Genomic DNA, 17,848 nt, shown 5'->3' on the forward strand with positions numbered 1-17,848 from the left:
GAGCAAACCGATTAAGAGTCTTTATCTATGCGCCAATTATTGATTAAGTTGATTATTATATTGCCTTTATGTTTGCTGCAAGCTTGTTCTGAACCAAGTATCCCAGCTTTATCTGATAATGCTCGCGTACTCGCATTTGGTGACAGTTTAACCTTTGGCGTTGGGGCGTCTAAAGGTCAAGATTATCCGAGTCAATTGGCTGCAATGAGTGGTTTTGAGGTCATCAATGCAGGTGTTTCTGGTGAGACAACATCAGGGGGAAAACAACGTTTAGGTAAGTTATTAGCGCTGCATAATCCTGAGTTGTTGATTTTACTCGAAGGGGGCAATGATTTTTTACGTAATCAATCTAAGGCGCAGACTAAAGCTAATTTGGCCAATATGATTGAGCAAGCTCTGGCTAAGGATATTCCGGTGTTATTGGTTGCCGTACCACAAAAAGGGCTGTTTTTATCGGCTTCACCGTTATATTTGGAGTTGGCAGAAGAGTATCAGTTAGTTATCGTTGAAGATGCGCTGAGCGATTTATTACAAAGCTCCGCCAACAAATCCGATATGATCCATTTAAATGATATAGGTTATCAAGCGCTTGCTAAGGCAATATTTGATGCTATTTAATTTGGTAAAAAATCAGCTTTAACAGCTAGTTAAGTTGTCTGTGAAATGATGTGAACGTAGTTTATTAAACTATTCAAAGCTTAAGTGTATTTTGAGAACGCCACTTTAATCACAGAATTATTCAGCTTAAGAAAATAAATATCATTAATACAGCAGAATCTTGCTAAGGTAGTCGCCTATATAGCTTGACCTTTAACGTCATAGTGTGGGTTAATTTACACTAATTTAGTGCACAATTTTTTATTAAAATATCATAGGGTTTAATGTTTCACATGACAGATCTTGAGCAGCAAGTTTTTACTCAAGTACGTGCCATTATCAGCAATGAAGAGCAGGTAATTGGTCGTAGAGGGATTCTAATCCCGCTGAAAAAAGCCATTATTGCAGACGGTGATATTCGTAATGTTATCGATATCGTTTCGTCAGATCCTGCTTTATCAGCACACCTACTTTGGCGTAGTAATAGCGCAGATCATGCTACTCCACAATCGAATAAAAACCGCTCACTAAAAGACGCATTGGTAAGACTAGGTCAGGTAAACATTTATCGTTATGCATTTACCTTTTATCTAAAAGAGCGTTTAGATGAGCTAAATGAACCTTACAAGAAGTTGGTTTTAGGCTATTGGGCATTAACCGAAGCTATTGCTATTGATGCTGTTGATCAGCTTCATCAACTCGAAGGGGTGAATATTAACCCTGATGAAGTGCAAACATTGGCTCTATTTAGCGTATTTGGGGATATTATTGCATTAACTGCATTTGCTTATTTGAATTCTGAGCTTGAAAAAGCATATCCAATCAGTGTGCTTAAGTCGGTTATTGAAGGCCAACAAAAAGCCCTCACCCTTGAGGCTTTTGAATCACTAGGACTGGATGAAGAGCTACAGACTGAGTTTTTAATCGCCCATAACTTGCGACAAACTCATAATGTTAATTCACCGGGCTTAGTGTTAAGGCGAGTGCTAGCAAAAAGAGGCTTATTATTAAAGCCGATATGAGCGTCTGATTAAAAGCCTGCAATTAGCAGGCTTTTTTGTTTCTGGCTATGCTCAGTTCTGAGACTAGCTTAGCCTTTGTTTTTCTAAACCTTCTTTTGCTACTAGCTCTAGCCAGTGCTGCGCGAGGCGGGCGTTGGCTCCGTTGCGGCGGTACGCACCAAATAATGGACGCTTTAAACCTTCAGCGCCGAGTTTTAAGCTGGTTAAGCTAAGACCATGGGCTTCGCTGATAGACCAGCTTGGTAGGGCGGCGATACCGTCTTTACAAGCAATGCGTTGCAGTAACATCATGGTTAAGTCACAGGTAACTTGCGGGCCAGGTTTAACGCCAGCGGGTTCGAGAAAGTGACGGAATATATCTAAACGCTCAAGCGATACTGGATAACTTAAAATGGGCAATTCTGCTAGTTGTTGAGGTGTGACATATTCTTGTTGGGCTAACGGATGATCGTTAGCGACAACTAACCTAACCTCAAAATCAAACAAGTGCTGATAAGCAATGGCTTGTCCCGGAACGGGATCAGAGGTTAACACCACATCTAACTCGCCTTGTTCGAGGGCGTTAAGCGAATCGAAAAGATGACGGCTGGATAAGTCGAGATCAGCAAGCGGATATTGCTGCCTAAACTGCTCAATGACCGGCATAAGCCAACGAAAACAGCTATGACATTCAATGCCCACACCTAAGTGATTATCACCGTCCTCTAAGCCTTTCTTTAAATCAAATTCGGTTTCAATAACCTTAGGCAAAATATCTTCAGCAAGATTAAGTAAGCGTGCGCCTTCTTGGGTAAAAGACAGAGGTTTACTTTTTCGTACAAAAATCGCTGAGTTAATTCGCGTCTCAAGTTCTTTAATTTGATGCGAGAGTGCCGACTGAGTGACAAAGCGTTTTTTTGCAGCTCCAGCGAGGCTGCCGCTTTCTTTAAGGGCAACTAACGTACGTAAATGTCTAAGCTCTATCATTATTCCCCCACATGAAATTTGCTCATGTTGCGCTTAAATTTGTTTCGATTGCGAACACCTAGGCTAACATAATAAACTTCTGGACGTCCAGACGCCCAGCAATCTGTTTTGTTATATATCATTCTGATGGGCACTAACTCTGAATTTTGTTCATCTTAACATTGAACGGTATACAGTATGCAATTATTTAGTTTGGGATTTGTACTTAACAGTCGTCTAGGTAATCTCTTTTGGGAGAGGTACTGGCTAAGAGAAGTTAAGGACTCTCAATTAGTTGAAATATCTCGAGGTCTATGTGACGCGCATTCATTATGGCAGGCATAACGCTAGCAGAGCATTCGCTCTTAACTAAGCTGGTGTTTTTTTCGTCGGTTGAGACAAAATATTTTTGATTGATGAACTATTTTTGCAAAACCCCGGTCTTATGCTTTGAACACCCTATAAGTTGCTATTTTGTATGTGTCAGAGTTCACTATTTTAAGCGGAGTCAATTATCTCTTATTTGCGTTTTAGTAAAACCAACAATTACTGGACTGTTACGGCTTTTTGCCTATTAGTCTTGTTTTGCTTGGCGCAAAATAGTGGCGTATTTAAGATTTTCGAACACTTGAATAGCACGACTAATGCGGTGCTTATTAATACCGTGATAAATAGTGGCAGCGTTGCTGAAACCAGTAACAGCCAGATTCAAGATACTGAATTTAAGCAATGTGAGCTATCTGAGAAATCGATTCGAGCTTGCCTTGACGAACCCCCTTTGTTGCTATTATTGGTGTTGCTGTTTGCTTTTCCTATTATTCCCTTTGTCTCTCGAGTGCTGCAGCGAGCATTAAATGTTCCTGTGTTACCGAGGCCAAGGCGTATTCATCTCTCTTTGTGCCGCTTTCAAGAATAAACGCTCAAGCACTCGCGATTATGCTATTTAGTATTGATTGCTAGGTAGTACCTCTTTGAAATTACTGTTATGTCAGGTGAGTATCCATTAGTCGTGATATTGCGGCAGGCAAACCTTGACCTAACTAATTACGTCAGCGTTTATTAATCGTTCAACCAACAGCTAAAAATGAGTGGTTTGGTGACGATCCGTTTTTGCGGAGAAAAAAAGTGAAAATATTAAAACTGATTATGCTTGTGTGGTTAATTGCACTTGCTAATCCGCTCTTTGCTCAGTCAACTGGCTGGTTAGAAAACCCCAATCATCCGCCGGTTAAAGTTAGGTTTATGCTAACCGGTGAGTTAGACAAAGCGACAAATACTGTGCCCGGTGTACTTGAAGTAGAGCTTGATGGCGACTGGAAAACCTATTGGCGTAGTCCAGGTGAAGGCGGTATTGCGCCAAGTATCGACTGGAGTGGCTCAAGTAACTTAAATCAAGTTGATTGGGGCTGGCCTGCACCAGAGCAATTTTCACTGCTTGGGCTGCAGACGTTTGGCTATCACAATCAAGCTGCGTTTCCTATGCAGCTGCAGCTCGATGACACTGAGCAGGCAACCCATCTACAGGGCAAATTTACCCTGTCTTCTTGCACAAACGTGTGTGTACTCACTGACTACAATCTTAGCTTAGATATCGACCCTAGCGTATTGAACGCTGATGTCGATGCCATGTTTGCTTACAACAAGGCTGTGTCTATGGTTCCGGTTAAGTTGCAACGTGAAGACGTTGAGCTGGGCTGGGATGCTAAAGAGCAACAGCTGCAAGTTGTGATGAATGATGACGGTTGGACACTGCCAAAGTTTATTATTGATGGCGAACCAGATACCACCTTTAAATTTGTACGTTTTGAGCGTGATACTGCTGACAGCGGTCAAGACAAGTTGCGGGCGATTTTTGATGCTACAAGCTGGTTAGGTGAACCAGAGCTATTGGGTAAGTCACTTAATCTGACCGTGATGGATAATCAACGCAGCCTGGAGTTTGCTACAAAGGTCAAGGCGACCACTGTTCAGTCGAGCAGTCACTCACTGCTGAGTATGTTAGTTATCGCGCTATTAGGTGGTTTGATATTAAATGTCATGCCCTGCGTATTACCAGTGCTAGGGATGAAACTTAGTTCAGTGATTGCTGCACCTAACCTGCAAAAAAGCCAAATTCGTCAGCAGTTTATCGCCTCAGCGTTGGGCATTTTAGTGTCATTTTGGCTACTGGCAGCCTTTATTTTAACGCTGAAATTTACCGGGCAGGCGATAGGTTGGGGCGTACAGTTCCAAAACCCTTGGTTTATTGGCTTTATGGCGCTAGTGACTGCTGTGTTTGCCGTCAATATGTTGGGTGTGTTTGAGATCAACTTGCCATCTAGCTTGCAAACTAAGTTGGCAACCACTGGTGGTAACGATCATCGCGGTCATTTTCTGCAGGGCATGTTTGCCACTTTACTGGCTACGCCGTGCAGCGCTCCGTTTTTGGGTACTGCTGTAGCTTTTGCGCTCGGTGCCGACGTACTCAGTTTATTGGTGATCTTTACTGCACTGGCTGTGGGTATGGCACTACCTTGGCTAATTGTTGCTGCATTCCCTCAAGTTGCCGGGTACTTCCCTAAACCGGGTCGTTGGATGAATGTGGTTAAAGTGGTTTTCTCTGGCCTATTGCTGCTTACCAGCCTGTGGTTAATCAGTTTGTTGGCAAGCTTTATTGCGGCAAGTTACCTATGGATTATTGCTGCATTGTTAGTATTGGTCTTCATGCTATTTATCACCAGGTTATACGGTAAGGCTGCGTTAATCGCCAGTTTTAGCTTAGGGGTTTTAGCACTCGCAATTGGGGCATTTGCCACATCAGATAAATGGGCCCAGCCTTTGCCAAGCGACCTTGATTGGGCGCCGTTAAATGAAGCGCAAATTCAAACTGAGGTGGCTGCTGGCAAAACGGTGTTTGTTGATGTGACTGCTGATTGGTGTATTACCTGTAAAGCCAACAAGGTTGGGGTGATCCTACAAGATCCCGTTTATAGCGGCTTGCAAGCAGACAATATCATTTTGATGAAAGGCGACTGGACTAAACCATCGAAGCCAATTACTGCTTACTTGCAAAGCCATAACCGCTTTGGTGTGCCGTTTAATGTGGTTTATGGCCCGAATGCGCCTGACGGTATTGAGCTGCCCGTTATTTTGTCGGCAAGTGAAGTGATTGATGCTATTGAGCGCGCCTCTGTAAAGCGCTAAACCATCACTATTAACATAAGCCAATTTAGATGAGTCGCAGTAGGCGGCTCTAAGAGATAAACATGAACAATCAAACTCACATTGAAGCTAGAGCTGAAAATAAAGCGCAATCCACGGTAATGAGCAATCAAAACTCTGCCATTTTTGCTAAAAAATTTACGCTCGGTTTATCGTTTTTAGCATTGACTACACTGGCCTTTTTTAGTGGTTCATTGCTGATGAGTGCAACAGCTCAAGCGGAGGCTGGCTTAAATGCTACCGAGCAACAACAAGTCAAAGCCATCGTCAAGGAGATGCTGTTAAAGGATCCCGAATTACTTAAAGAAGCGGTTATTGCCATGCAAATGCGTGAGATGGCGCAGCAGCAAACGAGCGTCAAAGAGGTGATTGCTGCAGAGCAACAAGCACTGTTCCATACTCCTTCCGATCCGTGGAAGGGGGCTGTTAATCCTGACATCACCATGGTGTACTTTACCGACTTTAACTGCCCCTACTGTAAAAAGCTTGAACCTGAATTGGATAAATTAATGGCTGAATTCCCTCAGCTAAAAATCATTATCAAGATGGTGCCATTACAAGGGCAAAGTGCCGTCGAAGCGGTGGATTTAGCGCAAACCGTTTGGTTAAATGAACCGGCTAAATACGCTAAGGTCAAACAAACATTAATGGCAGTGCCGCGCCGTTTAGATAGCGCTACAATCGCGAAAGTGGCTGCGATGATAGATTCTACTCAGTGGTTGGATAATACTGACTCGAAGGTTGCTGGCGCAGTGTCTGCTAATTTGCAGCTAATGCGCAAATTGGGAATTGGCGGCACACCAAGCATGATTATTGGCGATCAGGTCATTGCGGGTCTTGTGCCATTCGAGCAGCTAAAACAACAAGTACAGCAGGCTATGGAGGCGCAAGATGGCAGATAATCATCCCTTAGATGACAGCAATGCTAAAAAACCGTTGGCTCGTAAACTGTTTGGCTGGCTAAAACAGCTCGCGTTTATGCTGGTACTGTTAACGGTATTTTCCGCTGTGCTCGATGTGTGGCGTGGCAGAGATGTGCCAAAAGAACAGATCCCCAATATTCAAGCGCTCAGTATACAAGGTGAGCCAATTGACCTAAAAGCAATGGGTCAAGATGAGCCTGTATTGCTGTACTTTTGGGGAAGCTGGTGCCCGGTGTGTAGCTTTGTGAGTCCGTCGGTGAATATGGCGGCCAAGCAATATCAAGTGGTAACAGTGGCAATGACATCGGGCACTGATGAAAAAATGCTGCAATATTTGCAGCACAAAGGCTATGACTTTACGGTGGTTAACGACCCACGTGGCGAGCTATCAAGTGAATGGTCGATGCAGGTGACGCCCACACTGTTGGTGATAAAACAGGGCAAGGTGGCTTTCTACACCAGTGGTTTTACTAGCTTACCGGGGATCTGGTGGCGAATGTTATTGGCCTAACAAAGGCTCTAACCCTTTTTTAGCGCACGAGTTAATTTCAACCAAGAGCCGCATAATTTATGCGGCTTTTTACTGTTAAAGCTTAAGCGCTGTGACTAAGTAATCGATAAAGGCGCGGATCACAGGGCGCATATGCTTACCACCACGATAAAGCGCATAGATATCACCGCTAGATTGCTCTGACAGCGAGGGCGCCCACTCTGGTAGACAGTGCACTAATGTGCCATCTTGGATTAAATCATCCATCATCCAACTCGACAGCTGTACTATGCCGCCGTGGTGTATTGCTGCCTCTAGTATGGGCGTACCGCCTCTTGAAGTTAAGTTGCCAGTGACAGGCACTTTTTTGTACAGCTTGCCTTTACGAAAGTGCCAGTAGGTACGTTGTCTGTCTCGGTCAAGTAGCAGACAGTTATGTTGCTGTAGATCTTCTGGTTTTTTGGGAGCGCCGAATTTTTCGAGGTAATTGGCGCTAGCGCATAGAGAAGTCTGATTCGCCATTAGCATTCTGGCGTGTAGACTCGAGTCTTGTGCATTACCGATACGAATGGCGATATCGACATTCTCAGAATGCAAATCGACTAGCTGATTATCGAGATCAATTTCAACTTTCACTTTGGGGTATAGAGCTAAAAATCCCGGTAAAATAGGGCAGATTTTGACTCGGCCGAAACCCTCAAATACTGAAATTCGTAGTATTCCTTCAGGTTCAGTATCTTTTTCAGACAGTAAGGCTTTGAGATTATCCTCATCATTAACCAGCTTGCGGGCACCTTCTAGGAATAGCTCACCTGCCTCTGTGAGCGACAATTGCCGAGTACTGCGTTTGAGTAAGGTGGTGTTAAAGTCCTGTTCTAGGTTGTCAATATTACGGGCAACGCTTGATGGTGCCATATTGAGTACCTCAGCCGCCTTTGAGAAGCTTCCTAGTTCAATTACTTTAATAAAGATCCGCATTGCAGTTAACATTTGCCACCTCTTTTTTATTTTTGCGCTATACGCAAAGGTAAAGCAGTTAATGTATGTATTCTAGCTTTTTCTTGTTTGTGGATAATAGTGTTTGTTCAATTAACTCTTCATTAATAGGCAAAATTATGACTCAAACGATTAAGCACAACCTTACCATTACAGCTGCTCTTGAGGCGTCGCAGTTAGCAAGTGGTGTAATGGGCTGTATGTTACACACTGAAAATTACGTCAATAGTTGTGGGCTTGACCATACGCTACTTGAACTTATCCGTTACCGTGTGTCTCTTCTCAATGGCTGTGCTTACTGTATCGATATGCACTTTAAAGAGGCGCTTGCTGCTGGTGAAACCGCCCAACGTATAGTTTCGTTATCTATTTGGCGAGAGGCACCTTATTACACTGACAAAGAGCGCGTAGTGTTGCATTGGGCGGAAGCGCTAACTAACTTACCTCAAGCGAGTACGGCTTACGAAGAAACCCGTTTAGTAGAGGCTACAAGTGCACTAACGCAGTATTTTTCAGATAAACAGATCAGTGAACTGACATTAGCGACGATTCAGATAAATGCTTGGAACCGTTTAGCCAAAACTTTCAACTTTGGCGTTGGTAGCTTTGAAGTCTGCAGTTAATAGTATCTTGCTTTAATCGTAAAATATTGACTCGATTACCTGGCCTTTCCCCTGCAATCTTGGATGTTGTTCTATACTGATAAACACCATTATTCAGAATCACGGTTGGAGTTATAATGAGCCATACCTACAAGATTATTGAGCTAACAGGATCGTCGCCAATTAGCTCTGATGAAGCGATTAGAAATGCGATTGCAGCAGCGAATGAGTCATTGAAACATCTGAGATGGTTCGAGGTAACTGAAACCCGCGGTCACCTAGAAGAGGGTATGGTGGCGCACTGGCAGGTAACCATTAAAGTCGGCTTTACCTTAGATTCTAAAGCATAAGTAATGGCTTGAGTAGAAAGTAGGCGCTAACTTAGTTAGCACCTACTTTTATTTTAGCTGGCTGATTCTAATCTATCGTTTGCGCTAGGCGTCTCGCGGTAGGCCTTTTTCGACACTGCGGATCACCCTTTGAGTTTTTCGGTTAACTAGTGCTATCGTTTGTTCATCCTGAGCAATAGCGTCTTGCTTAGCCGCTTGTTCGGCGAGTGCCCAATCAATATGTTCAATCACCATATCATTGGCTTCATCGCTGAATTTGCGTGCTTTAAGGGCGGTAATAATTGCCTCGCTACAGGGGGCATTACCAAGCGCTACGGCAATGTTTCTTAACCAACGAGCATGGCCAATGCGGCGGATAGGGCTGCCTTCTGTTAACTTTAAAAACTCTAGCTCAGTCCAAGCAAACAGTTCGAGCAACTGCGGCTGTTTAAGTGACGCTCTGGTATGAAAGTCATTTTCATCAGTAACTGGTGCTTTGCTGTTAACCGGGCAAACCAGTTGGCAGTCATCACAACCGTAAATTCGATTCCCTATCGCTTGCCTAAACTCAAGTGGAATCGCGCCTTGTAGCTCAATTGTCAGGTAAGAGATACAGCGGCTACCGTCAACAATATAAGGTTCTACAATCGCGTTGGTTGGGCAAGATTTAATGCAGGCGACACAGGTTTTGCAGCCCTCAGTTACAGGAATATCGACCGGCAGTGGTAAATCGATAAGCAGCTCACCTAAAAAGAACCAACTACCGACTTCTTCACTGAGTAATAAGCTGTGCTTTCCGGTCCAGCCAAGGCCGGCTTTATCAGCAAGTGGTCGCTCTAAAATGGGAGCTGAATCGACAAAAGGGCGTGAGTTTGGCTTAGTTATACCTAGGTTTTTTAGCTCAGCTTCAATTCGGTCACCGAGCTTTTTAAGGCGATTACGGATCATCTTGTGGTAATCACGGCCGCCAGCATAGCGAGAGATATAGCCTAGATTGGGATCTTTAAGGTTAAAGGCAAAGCCTGCTTCTGGTGGTAGGTAGTTCATCCGCGCTGAAATCACCCGTTTAGTGCCGGGGTGCAACTCGTGTGGGCGGGCACGCATCATGCCGTGATTAGCCATATAGCCCATTTCGCCATGATAGCCTTTGTCTAACCAAGCCTGTAACTTTGGTTCTTCTGCTGTGAGATCGGTATCGCAAATACCGATTTGCGCAAAGCCTAACTCCTTACCCCAAATTTTAATGTTCACAGCTAACTCGCCAAGCTGGGCTGGCGTTAAAGAGTGAAGCGGGGCAAGTTGAGTTGATGGTGTCGGTTGTGCAGTTGAGTCAGACATAGATCTATTTACGGCTTGGATTAACCGTTAATGATAGCAGTTATTGGGCGGTTATAGGTATAGCGGTGGACTCATTGTTGGCAAAATCGAAAGGATGCATTGCGCAGAACACTGGATACAGAAGGAGGAGCAACACCGACAAGATTGCGACGGTGTTGCTGATACTGACTTGGTGTTAGTTAGCCATTCTAGCTTGATTGCGACCTTCATGCTTGGCACTGTATAGCGCTTCATCAGCGCTTTTTAATATTGTATGTAACTCGTCTCCATCATCACCTAAGCAGGCAACACCAGCGCTAATGGTTAAGCTAAAGCCGCAGGGGAAGGAACTGAAATTAGCTTCTGCCACTTGCTGAACTAAATTACAGGCAATTTTATAGGCTTGCGGCTTATCTATATTGGGTAAGATAACCAGAAATTCTTCACCGCCAACACGCGCAGAAATATGCTCCGCTGCTAATGTTTTACGGCAGGTCTTAGCCAATAACTTTAATGCCATATCGCCCACTTCGTGACCGTAAGTGTCGTTCACTATTTTGAAATTATCTGCATCAAAAGCGATGACTGATAATGGCATATCACAGCGTTTTGCTGCTTGTAGGCACTCATCTGCATGATTATAAATGTAACGCCGGTTAGGTAACTGAGTCAGGTCATCAGTGAGTGCAAGAGCCGATAATAGTTTGTTTTTCTGGTTCTGTTTATAAGCAAATGCAGACAAAATAATTGTTATCAAACCACCAAGCACAATGATGATCCATTGCTGAAATTTATTCTGTTCAAGCATGGCTAGCTCGATTTCTCTGAGCTGCTGGTTCTCTATCAAATGTCGGTTTTCTTGCTCTACTTGTTCGGTATTAAAGCGTGTACGCATTTCAGTGGTATAGCTTGATAGTAGCTTGTCATCGAGCTTTAAATGCAGTTTTATATATTCGCTTTGGGCGAGGTAGGCTTGTTGCCAGTTGCCTTGATTGAGATATACCTGACTTTCAACTTGTTGTACCTGGGCTAGAGCGCTGGTATTTTTGTTGCGCTCAAATGCTGTGCGTGCAAGTGCGAGGCTTTCATGGGCTTGTTCAAGCTTATTTTCAGCCAGATAGACTTGGGCGAAAAAAAGCTGCATATAGCTATAAAAGCCTTCATCGCTTGATTGAATATAAGGCACAGCGAGGGTTAAATATTTTTTAGCGCTTTCAATCTCATTTAACTTGATTAAAGTGCCAGCCATATTGACCCCAACGCCTGAACGCAATAAGTCATCACCTTTAGATTGCCAGTAGGCATAGCCTTTTTCGAACAGCTCCTTAGCGCGCTCTAGGTTGCCTAATTCCTCTTCTGCTATCGCCATAGAGACCACCATGGTGGTAGCGGCATTATAGTTTTTGCTTTTCTTTTTTAGTTCTTCAAGTTGCTTAAAGTAACGAATAGCACTTTTTTGATCGCCAAAGCGGCGGTATGCCTTAGCGATTTCGTACAGGTTGATTTCAACGTAAATGGATAATTTGAGGTTTTTATATAAAGACTTTGCAGTAATGAGATCTTCTAGTGCTTGGGTAAAGTTGCCTTGAAAAGAGTATAAATAGCCGCGCATACCACGGATGTCGGCAATCAAGCGCAGATCTTCTAATGCATAAGCTTTTTTGAGCAGCTTATTATAGCCTTTCAAGGCTGTTTCTACATCACCTGTGCGTTCAGTGTACCAAGTTTGGCATAGTTGTAAGCCAAGTTTGTGGTTTGGGTAGTTAGCCAGTTCTGGATTGGTAAGCGCGTGCTTTACAAAGCTGAGGGCTTTTGTGAGTTGCCCTTGTTCGTAAATATCAAAGGACCAACAGCGGGCACGGCTTAAGCGCATCTGTCTTTCTATATCCGCTTTCGTAATCAAGTTATCTAACTGAGAAAGGTAATCGCGATACACTTGGTAGTCATAAATAGCATCTCCACGTTCAATTTGGGTAAAGATAGCATCCGCTTCTTGGTTAACTATAGAGTTAGCATAGCCTAGTGAACTCATTGAAAATAAGCAGAGGAAAACAATTGCTTTGATAGGGCAAAACGACTTGGTCATTGTTCTGTTTCTTGGTAGTCATTTATTGATGATTGTGCGTTGAGCATACACTAGATAATGTGAAATACGGTTGCTTTTTTGTGGTTTTTTCAACAATAAATACAGTTATTGATGTTTTATTTCTGTTGGTTTTGCGCTAGGGGATTTTAAACGGATTATTCGTTTTAAAAGTAGTCTATGCTGGCTGAAAATAAGATATCTAAATTGCTTTTTTAGATATCTTGTTGCTGAATATTTATGCTTGGCAAAATAACTGGTTGCTTAAAAAGAGCTGTTACAGCATGCGGCTTTGATCTCGGCCTTCTTTTTTAGCGAGGTAAAGCGCGTCATCGGCTCTTTTAAGCAGTTGGGACAGCTTTTCGTCAGTGCGAGTAATACATGCAACACCAGCACTGATAGTGATTGAAAATTGCTGAGGGTAGTTTGATAAGTCGGCGGTGCGAACTTTATTTACCAAGTTTTGTGCAATTTCAAAGGCGTTATCTTTATCTGTATTTGGCAAGAGTATTAAAAACTCTTCACCACCTGTGCGCGCAGCTTCGTATTTGCTCCCGAGTACGCTTCGACAAATATTTGCCAACAGTTTTAAACTGTCATCACCGACTTCATGACCAAAGTTATCATTTATTTGCTTGAAGTAATCGGCATCAAATGTGATGACGGATAGCGGGGTTTGCTGCTTCATGGCTTGTTCAAATTGCTCTTCCGCTTTGCGGTAAATATCGCGGCGGTTAGGCAGTTGCGTTAAATCATCGGTCAAGGCGAGTGCCGATAGAAGCTTATTCTTTTGCTTTTGCTTGTAAGCAAAAACAGAAATGATAATGGTGATTAAACCGCCGAGCAAAATAATGATCCACTGTTGCAGCTTGTTTTGTTCCAAGATGGCAAGCTCTATTTCCCTGAGCTGCTGGTTTTTCATTAAGTGGCGGTTTTCTTCTTCCATTTGATCTGCATTAAAGCGCGTGCGCATTTCTGTGGTATAGGTTGACAGTAATTGAGTATCGAGCTCATTGTGCTGTTGAACATATGCATTGAGGGACTCATAAGCTTGTTGCCAATCGCCTTGTTGAACAAAAACATCGCTTTTTATTTTTAGCTGCTCAGCAAGACCTTTCATGTTCTTGACGCGGACAAATGCATTTTGCGCCAGCGATAGGCTTTCAAGTGCTTGTTCAAACTGGCCTTCAGCAAGGTAAGTTTGCCCATAAAATAGGTGCATAAAACCATAAAAGGCTTCATCACTGGCCTGAATAAAGGGTTTTGCTAAATCGAGATATTGCTTAGCTTGTTCCAGCTCGCCGAGTTGTATTAAGGTTCTTGCTATATTAACCCCGACGGTCGCTTGCGCTACCTCATTGCCTTTGGTACGCCAGTATTGGTAGCTTTTTTCAAAGCGAGACTTGGCTTCATTAAGATTGCCTAGTTCTTCCTCTGCAATGGCAATGGATGTAGATATATTTGTTGCTGCGTCAAAGTGGTTGTTTTTCAGTCGATCCATTTCCAACTGTTTAAAATAGCGAATGGCACTTTTTTGGTCGCCAAAACGGCGATAAGAGTTGGCGATTTCATATAAATTGAGTCTTGCCCAGTCCGACAGGTTAAGATTTTGATAAAGTGATTTAGCGCTGATGAGATCTTCAAGTGCTAAGGTGAAATTGCCTTGATAAGAATGTAAGTAGCCACGGATAGAACGGGCATCGGCAACGAGGCGTAAATCTTCTAATGCATAGGCATCATTAATGGCCTTATTGTAGCCTTTAAGAGCGAGGTCTACGTCACCATCTTGTTCGGTATAGAAGCTTTGGCATAAGGCTAAATCGAGTTTATGGCTCGGATATTGAGAAAGAAGCGGGTGAGTTAATGCATGCTCGACAAATGTCAGAGCCTTATCGACTTCACCTTCTTTAAAGATATCAAATGACCAACAGCGTGCACGGGCTTTTCTTAACTGACGCCAAGTATCATTTTCAGCGACAACGCTATCTAACTCATCGATAAGTGCCAGATATCGTTCATGCTCATTAATCGCGATGCCGTTGTCAATTAAGCTAAATATTTCATCCGCTCTTTGAGTATTGTCTGAATTTGCCAAGGGTAAACCACTGACTAAAAGTAAGTTTGCTATTAGTAAGGTCTTTAACAGTAAAAATGGCTTGGGCATTTAGCGTCGGCTTAGTATTGAAGTCGTTGATATCTATGGCTAAGCATACACTAAAACATAAATAATGAGACGCTTTTTTGATGCATTGATAATGTAAATAAAAGTCTTTGCAGACAAGTCTTTTGCATTTGCCCTAAGGTGCCTGTATAACAACCGCCTTTAATGGATAACGGCTAAGGTTATTATCATGAAAAAGCTGTTTGCTTGTGTGCTGGCGCTAACAAGTTGCAACACATTTGCTGCATCTGATTTAGAAAAGTCCGGTGATATTTTACACTTACTTATTCCTGTAGCAGCCTTAGGTGGCAGCTTGATTTATGAAGAGGATTACCAAGGTGCGTGGCAGCTGGCTAAAACTGGCGTTGTGTCGCGCATAGTGGTCGAAGGCCTTAAATACAGCATAGATAAAGACAGGCCCGATGGCTCGGGTAATGATTCGTTTCCGTCAGGCCATACCGCTGATAGTTTTGCCGCAGCCACTTTTGTGCAGCAACGTTATGGTTGGCAGTGGGCGATACCTGCCTATATTGGCGCAGCTTATGTGGGTTATACCCGGGTTGAAAGCGACAAACATCATGTTGAAGATGTACTAGCCGGTGCTGCCATTGGGGTGTTATCAGGGTTATACTTTACCGACCCGTACCAAGGCATCAACATTACGCCAATAGTGGGTAACGGTAATTACGGTTTATATATTAGCGGTACGTTTTAGCGCTAGTTGAGTTTAATCATACAGATTTAGAGAGAAAGAGATGTCAGAAGTTACTCCTGCTTACAAAGAGCGCGCCGAGCAAGTTGCATTAAATGTTTGCAACACCGTAATGCCGATGAACGACATTCCTGAAGGTTTGTTCGAAGCCTACGCAAACCTTTGCAATGAACTTATTGAAGATAAAGATTCAAAATTCAGCGCGGGTTGGGATGCGCTACCTGCAAGTGCAAAGGGTCTTTTACCAAGAGAAGACTTCCACGGTTTCTACATTGCTAACGCATGGTTCCAGTTAAGCCGCGTTGCGCAAGATATTGCTGATATGGCAGAGACCGACGATGAAATCGCCGAGAAAGAATACAATGGTATTTTCACTCGTCTAGCTGATGCTTCGCTTAAAGAAAGTGTACGTAAGTTGAAGAAAGCGCGAACTGACCGTTCGATGCTTAACAGCATTAAGGCAGTGATTGCTGGCAAATAGTGTAATTTAACTTTTTGCTAAAAAGCTTGATCACAAAGGATAATTCAAAAAGGCTATTTCAAGAGGCTATGGGAGTTTTCCCGTAGCCTTTTTTGTTGGGTTTTTATTGGTGTTAGTTGATAACGCAACTTTCTATCTGCGCATGGAGCGTGGCAATGTAAAGTTATTTAAGCACTGCTTGAAATCAACCATTAGTGGATCTAATTGCCTGCGGCAGGCGTATGTGCAGATACTTCTGAGGTTCGCCGCAAGCACATCGGACCTCCAAGGATGGAGGAAATGCCAAATTCTGTATGGAACAGAATTGGCCATGTGGGCTCAACGAAAACAAACAACATCCATGTTTAAAAGCCAGTTCGGCATCCTGCCTCTCGTTCGATAGCTTGATAACTTCGTTATCTCTCACCAGATCATGGACGGTCACAGCCGCATCTGCACAAGGTTAGACAAGCATTACTCTGAGGATTCGGAGCTATAATCATAATGCAGAACATTATATGTTGGTTATTCGCTCCGACCCTTTTGTGCTAGCTTGTTCAACACTTGGGGTAAGGACGCGGCTGCGCGCGGCCTATCCTTATTGGTTATATTTTTATTGTGCTACCCATGACTTTTCAATTATTAGATTTTCACGGCAAAAGATTTTAGCCGTAAATATCTCACCTGAATTTATTGCACCAACTCCCTTTGGGGTACCTGTCATGATTATGTCACCATCTTCAAGTGTCATAAAACTTTGAACTTCTTCTACTAAAGCTTCTGGTTTATGTATCATAAGATCATGATTAGCAAACTGTTTAATCTCCTCATTGACATACAATTCCATTTTATAATTCTGTATATCATCTTCGCATTTTACAAACTCACTAAATACGGCTGATTTATCAAAGGATTTTGCACGCTCCCACGGTAATCCTTTTGATTTTAGCGTTGCTTGAAGGTTTCTTTTTGTAAGATCCAAGCCAAAGCCAACACCAGAAATTTCACCGTTTTTAATTAATAAACAAATTTCACCTTCGTAATGGATTTCATCAGTTTTACTTGTTTCAATGTTATTTGATATTGATGAATTTGGTTTAATAAAAATTACTGGCTCTGAAGGCGTTTCATTATTTAGTTCTTTTATGTGTTCAACATAATTTCTTCCAATGCACACTACTTTTGTTGGTTTAACCTCAGTTTCATTTAACTTCACATACTTCATTAACTGGCCTCATGCTCGGTGCTGGATTAAAAATTGGTATACCCCATAATAAGCGGCTTAAAATTGTTGGCTAAAATGTTGAAAGGAGTGAAAAAGCCAACTGTTTTTTGTCCTTGTTGATTTTCTTGTTAGGCATTACTTGCTACAAACTCTTGAGCGCTAAAGTTACTTTTAAAAGTAAATGCGTATGGTGTATCACCATTATTTCTAAGGAAGTCTAACTTTTCAATCGCTTCCTCGACTGTTGGAACATGATCTTTTGGCACCCACCACAAGACATAACTGTCATCAGGGATGTTATGGAACCATTCTTTTTTACGGCGAAGAAAGTCACGGTGATGAGTTCTAAACATAAAGTTTTTCAGTGCTTCAATAGAGTCCCAAACTGACATATTTACGATTATATCGGGATCTGAGAAAGCTGTAATATTGGTTGCGTCTCCACTTTCATCTTGAAGTCGCCAGATAAAACCATCACTTAATTCTGCCAGATTATTAACTGGTTCCAAGTTATCTACGAATTCTTTAATTTCAGGAGACTCTAAAGAGTATTTAGCTTTAGCAATATTTAATTGTGCAAGATGCATATGGATCCTCCGTGATGCCTAACGCCGCGTTAAGCGGACTAAAATCGTGGGTTATAATGTGTAGCAAAGCGAAACGTAACCCACTGTTTTAGTTCCGTTTAAACGCCTTGTGTACGCCCAGCATGGGCATGAACTAATGAGGTGAAAGTCCTCTGTAGGAAGGTCACCGTTCAATAACATGCTGTTATTAAACGTTAA

The 17,848-nt window shown here is 42.7% G+C and carries 17 protein-coding genes; 10 read left to right on the forward strand and 7 right to left on the reverse strand.

The annotated features are described in order from the left end of the window. Positions 1 to 27 precede the first annotated feature (27 nt). Both L2748_RS08245 and L2748_RS08250 read left to right on the forward strand, forming a co-directional pair. Complete coding sequence (locus L2748_RS08245; protein WP_220779123.1) at positions 28 to 618, forward strand: GDSL-type esterase/lipase family protein; 591 nt, start codon at positions 28 to 30, stop codon at positions 616 to 618. 272 nt (positions 619 to 890) lie between these two features. Then, positions 891 to 1,619 (forward strand): HDOD domain-containing protein, encoded by a 729-nt coding sequence (locus tag L2748_RS08250; protein ID WP_220779244.1) that lies wholly within the window; start codon positions 891 to 893, stop codon positions 1,617 to 1,619. 63 nt (positions 1,620 to 1,682) lie between these two features. On the opposite strand, the gene L2748_RS08255 is transcribed toward L2748_RS08250, so the two are convergent. Then, the gene (locus L2748_RS08255; protein WP_220779122.1) at positions 1,683 to 2,585 is read right to left on the reverse strand and encodes a LysR family transcriptional regulator; all 903 of its coding nucleotides are present in this window, start codon (positions 2,583 to 2,585) and stop codon (positions 1,683 to 1,685) included. Positions 2,586 to 3,192: 607 nt separating this feature from the next. On the opposite strand from L2748_RS08255, the gene L2748_RS08260 reads away from it, so the two are divergent. From L2748_RS08260 to L2748_RS08275, 4 genes are all read left to right on the forward strand, one after another. Continuing rightward, on the forward strand, positions 3,193 to 3,480 hold the full coding sequence (locus L2748_RS08260; RefSeq protein ID WP_246616079.1) for a hypothetical protein: 288 nt from the start codon (positions 3,193 to 3,195) through the stop codon (positions 3,478 to 3,480). A 230-nt stretch (positions 3,481 to 3,710) separates the two neighbouring features. Next, positions 3,711 to 5,747, forward strand: a complete 2,037-nt coding sequence (locus L2748_RS08265; protein WP_276521559.1) for a protein-disulfide reductase DsbD family protein — start codon at positions 3,711 to 3,713, stop codon at positions 5,745 to 5,747. A 62-nt stretch (positions 5,748 to 5,809) separates the two neighbouring features. Continuing rightward, complete coding sequence (locus L2748_RS08270; protein ID WP_246616078.1) at positions 5,810 to 6,667, forward strand: DsbA family protein; 858 nt, start codon at positions 5,810 to 5,812, stop codon at positions 6,665 to 6,667. Next, positions 6,657 to 7,199: a protein disulfide oxidoreductase gene (locus L2748_RS08275; protein ID WP_220779119.1), complete on the forward strand. Its 543-nt coding sequence runs from the start codon at positions 6,657 to 6,659 to the stop codon at positions 7,197 to 7,199. Before L2748_RS08270 ends, L2748_RS08275 begins: the two co-directional genes overlap by 11 nt. A gap of 75 nt (positions 7,200 to 7,274) precedes the next feature. Here L2748_RS08275 and L2748_RS08280 read toward each other — a convergent pair whose 3' ends face one another. Beyond that, the gene (locus tag L2748_RS08280; RefSeq protein ID WP_220779118.1) at positions 7,275 to 8,168 is read right to left on the reverse strand and encodes a LysR family transcriptional regulator; all 894 of its coding nucleotides are present in this window, start codon (positions 8,166 to 8,168) and stop codon (positions 7,275 to 7,277) included. Between the two features lie 125 nt (positions 8,169 to 8,293). On the opposite strand from L2748_RS08280, the gene L2748_RS08285 reads away from it, so the two are divergent. Next, positions 8,294 to 8,797, forward strand: a complete 504-nt coding sequence (locus tag L2748_RS08285) for a carboxymuconolactone decarboxylase family protein (protein ID WP_220779117.1) — start codon at positions 8,294 to 8,296, stop codon at positions 8,795 to 8,797. Between the two features lie 116 nt (positions 8,798 to 8,913). Next, on the forward strand, positions 8,914 to 9,126 hold the full coding sequence (locus L2748_RS08290; protein ID WP_220779114.1) for a dodecin: 213 nt from the start codon (positions 8,914 to 8,916) through the stop codon (positions 9,124 to 9,126). Between the two features lie 84 nt (positions 9,127 to 9,210). Here L2748_RS08290 and queG read toward each other — a convergent pair whose 3' ends face one another. The 3 genes from queG to L2748_RS08305 all read right to left on the reverse strand — a co-directional run bounded on the left by queG (position 9,211) and on the right by L2748_RS08305 (position 14,669). Further along, positions 9,211 to 10,443 (reverse strand): tRNA epoxyqueuosine(34) reductase QueG, encoded by a 1,233-nt coding sequence (gene queG, locus L2748_RS08295; RefSeq protein WP_220779113.1) that lies wholly within the window; start codon positions 10,441 to 10,443, stop codon positions 9,211 to 9,213. 175 nt (positions 10,444 to 10,618) lie between these two features. Next, positions 10,619 to 12,508 (reverse strand): tetratricopeptide repeat-containing diguanylate cyclase, encoded by a 1,890-nt coding sequence (locus L2748_RS08300; protein WP_220779112.1) that lies wholly within the window; start codon positions 12,506 to 12,508, stop codon positions 10,619 to 10,621. A gap of 274 nt (positions 12,509 to 12,782) precedes the next feature. Further along, positions 12,783 to 14,669 carry a diguanylate cyclase gene (locus L2748_RS08305; protein WP_220779110.1) on the reverse strand — a complete coding sequence of 629 codons (1,887 nt, stop codon included), beginning with the start codon at positions 14,667 to 14,669 and terminating at the stop codon, positions 12,783 to 12,785. Positions 14,670 to 14,856: 187 nt separating this feature from the next. Here L2748_RS08305 and L2748_RS08310 point away from each other — a divergent pair, with 187 nt between their 5' ends. Together L2748_RS08310 and L2748_RS08315 are read left to right on the forward strand one after the other, a co-directional pair. Then, a complete protein-coding gene (locus L2748_RS08310; RefSeq protein ID WP_220779109.1) occupies positions 14,857 to 15,381 on the forward strand; it encodes a phosphatase PAP2 family protein in 525 nt (174 codons plus the stop codon). Positions 15,382 to 15,421: 40 nt separating this feature from the next. Then, a complete protein-coding gene (locus tag L2748_RS08315) occupies positions 15,422 to 15,859 on the forward strand; it encodes a DUF3069 domain-containing protein (protein ID WP_220779107.1) in 438 nt (145 codons plus the stop codon). Between the two features lie 592 nt (positions 15,860 to 16,451). Here L2748_RS08315 and L2748_RS08320 read toward each other — a convergent pair. Next, complete coding sequence (locus L2748_RS08320) at positions 16,452 to 17,063, reverse strand: fumarylacetoacetate hydrolase family protein (RefSeq protein ID WP_220779105.1); 612 nt, start codon at positions 17,061 to 17,063, stop codon at positions 16,452 to 16,454. 128 nt (positions 17,064 to 17,191) lie between these two features. Next, the gene (locus L2748_RS08325) at positions 17,192 to 17,650 is read right to left on the reverse strand and encodes a DUF3291 domain-containing protein (protein WP_220779103.1); all 459 of its coding nucleotides are present in this window, start codon (positions 17,648 to 17,650) and stop codon (positions 17,192 to 17,194) included. Between the last annotated feature and the right edge of the window lie 198 nt (positions 17,651 to 17,848).

The sequence above is a fragment of the Shewanella sairae genome (genome assembly GCF_023283535.1).
Taxonomy (GTDB): Bacteria; Pseudomonadota; Gammaproteobacteria; order Enterobacterales; family Shewanellaceae; genus Shewanella; species Shewanella sairae.

Coding starts and splice junctions, on each gene's coding strand:
- L2748_RS08245 (WP_220779123.1), top strand. CDS start 28: ATGCGCCAATTATTGATTAAGTTGATTATTATATTGCCTTTATGTTTG.
- L2748_RS08250 (WP_220779244.1), top strand. CDS start 891: ATGACAGATCTTGAGCAGCAAGTTTTTACTCAAGTACGTGCCATTATC.
- L2748_RS08255 (WP_220779122.1), bottom strand. CDS start 2,585: ATGATAGAGCTTAGACATTTACGTACGTTAGTTGCCCTTAAAGAAAGC.
- L2748_RS08265 (WP_276521559.1), top strand. CDS start 3,711: ATGCTTGTGTGGTTAATTGCACTTGCTAATCCGCTCTTTGCTCAGTCA.
- L2748_RS08270 (WP_246616078.1), top strand. CDS start 5,810: ATGAACAATCAAACTCACATTGAAGCTAGAGCTGAAAATAAAGCGCAA.
- L2748_RS08275 (WP_220779119.1), top strand. CDS start 6,657: ATGGCAGATAATCATCCCTTAGATGACAGCAATGCTAAAAAACCGTTG.
- L2748_RS08280 (WP_220779118.1), bottom strand. CDS start 8,168: ATGTTAACTGCAATGCGGATCTTTATTAAAGTAATTGAACTAGGAAGC.
- L2748_RS08285 (WP_220779117.1), top strand. CDS start 8,294: ATGACTCAAACGATTAAGCACAACCTTACCATTACAGCTGCTCTTGAG.
- L2748_RS08290 (WP_220779114.1), top strand. CDS start 8,914: ATGAGCCATACCTACAAGATTATTGAGCTAACAGGATCGTCGCCAATT.
- queG (WP_220779113.1), bottom strand. CDS start 10,443: ATGTCTGACTCAACTGCACAACCGACACCATCAACTCAACTTGCCCCG.
- L2748_RS08300 (WP_220779112.1), bottom strand. CDS start 12,508: ATGACCAAGTCGTTTTGCCCTATCAAAGCAATTGTTTTCCTCTGCTTA.
- L2748_RS08305 (WP_220779110.1), bottom strand. CDS start 14,669: ATGCCCAAGCCATTTTTACTGTTAAAGACCTTACTAATAGCAAACTTA.
- L2748_RS08310 (WP_220779109.1), top strand. CDS start 14,857: ATGAAAAAGCTGTTTGCTTGTGTGCTGGCGCTAACAAGTTGCAACACA.
- L2748_RS08315 (WP_220779107.1), top strand. CDS start 15,422: ATGTCAGAAGTTACTCCTGCTTACAAAGAGCGCGCCGAGCAAGTTGCA.
- L2748_RS08320 (WP_220779105.1), bottom strand. CDS start 17,063: ATGAAGTATGTGAAGTTAAATGAAACTGAGGTTAAACCAACAAAAGTA.
- L2748_RS08325 (WP_220779103.1), bottom strand. CDS start 17,650: ATGCATCTTGCACAATTAAATATTGCTAAAGCTAAATACTCTTTAGAG.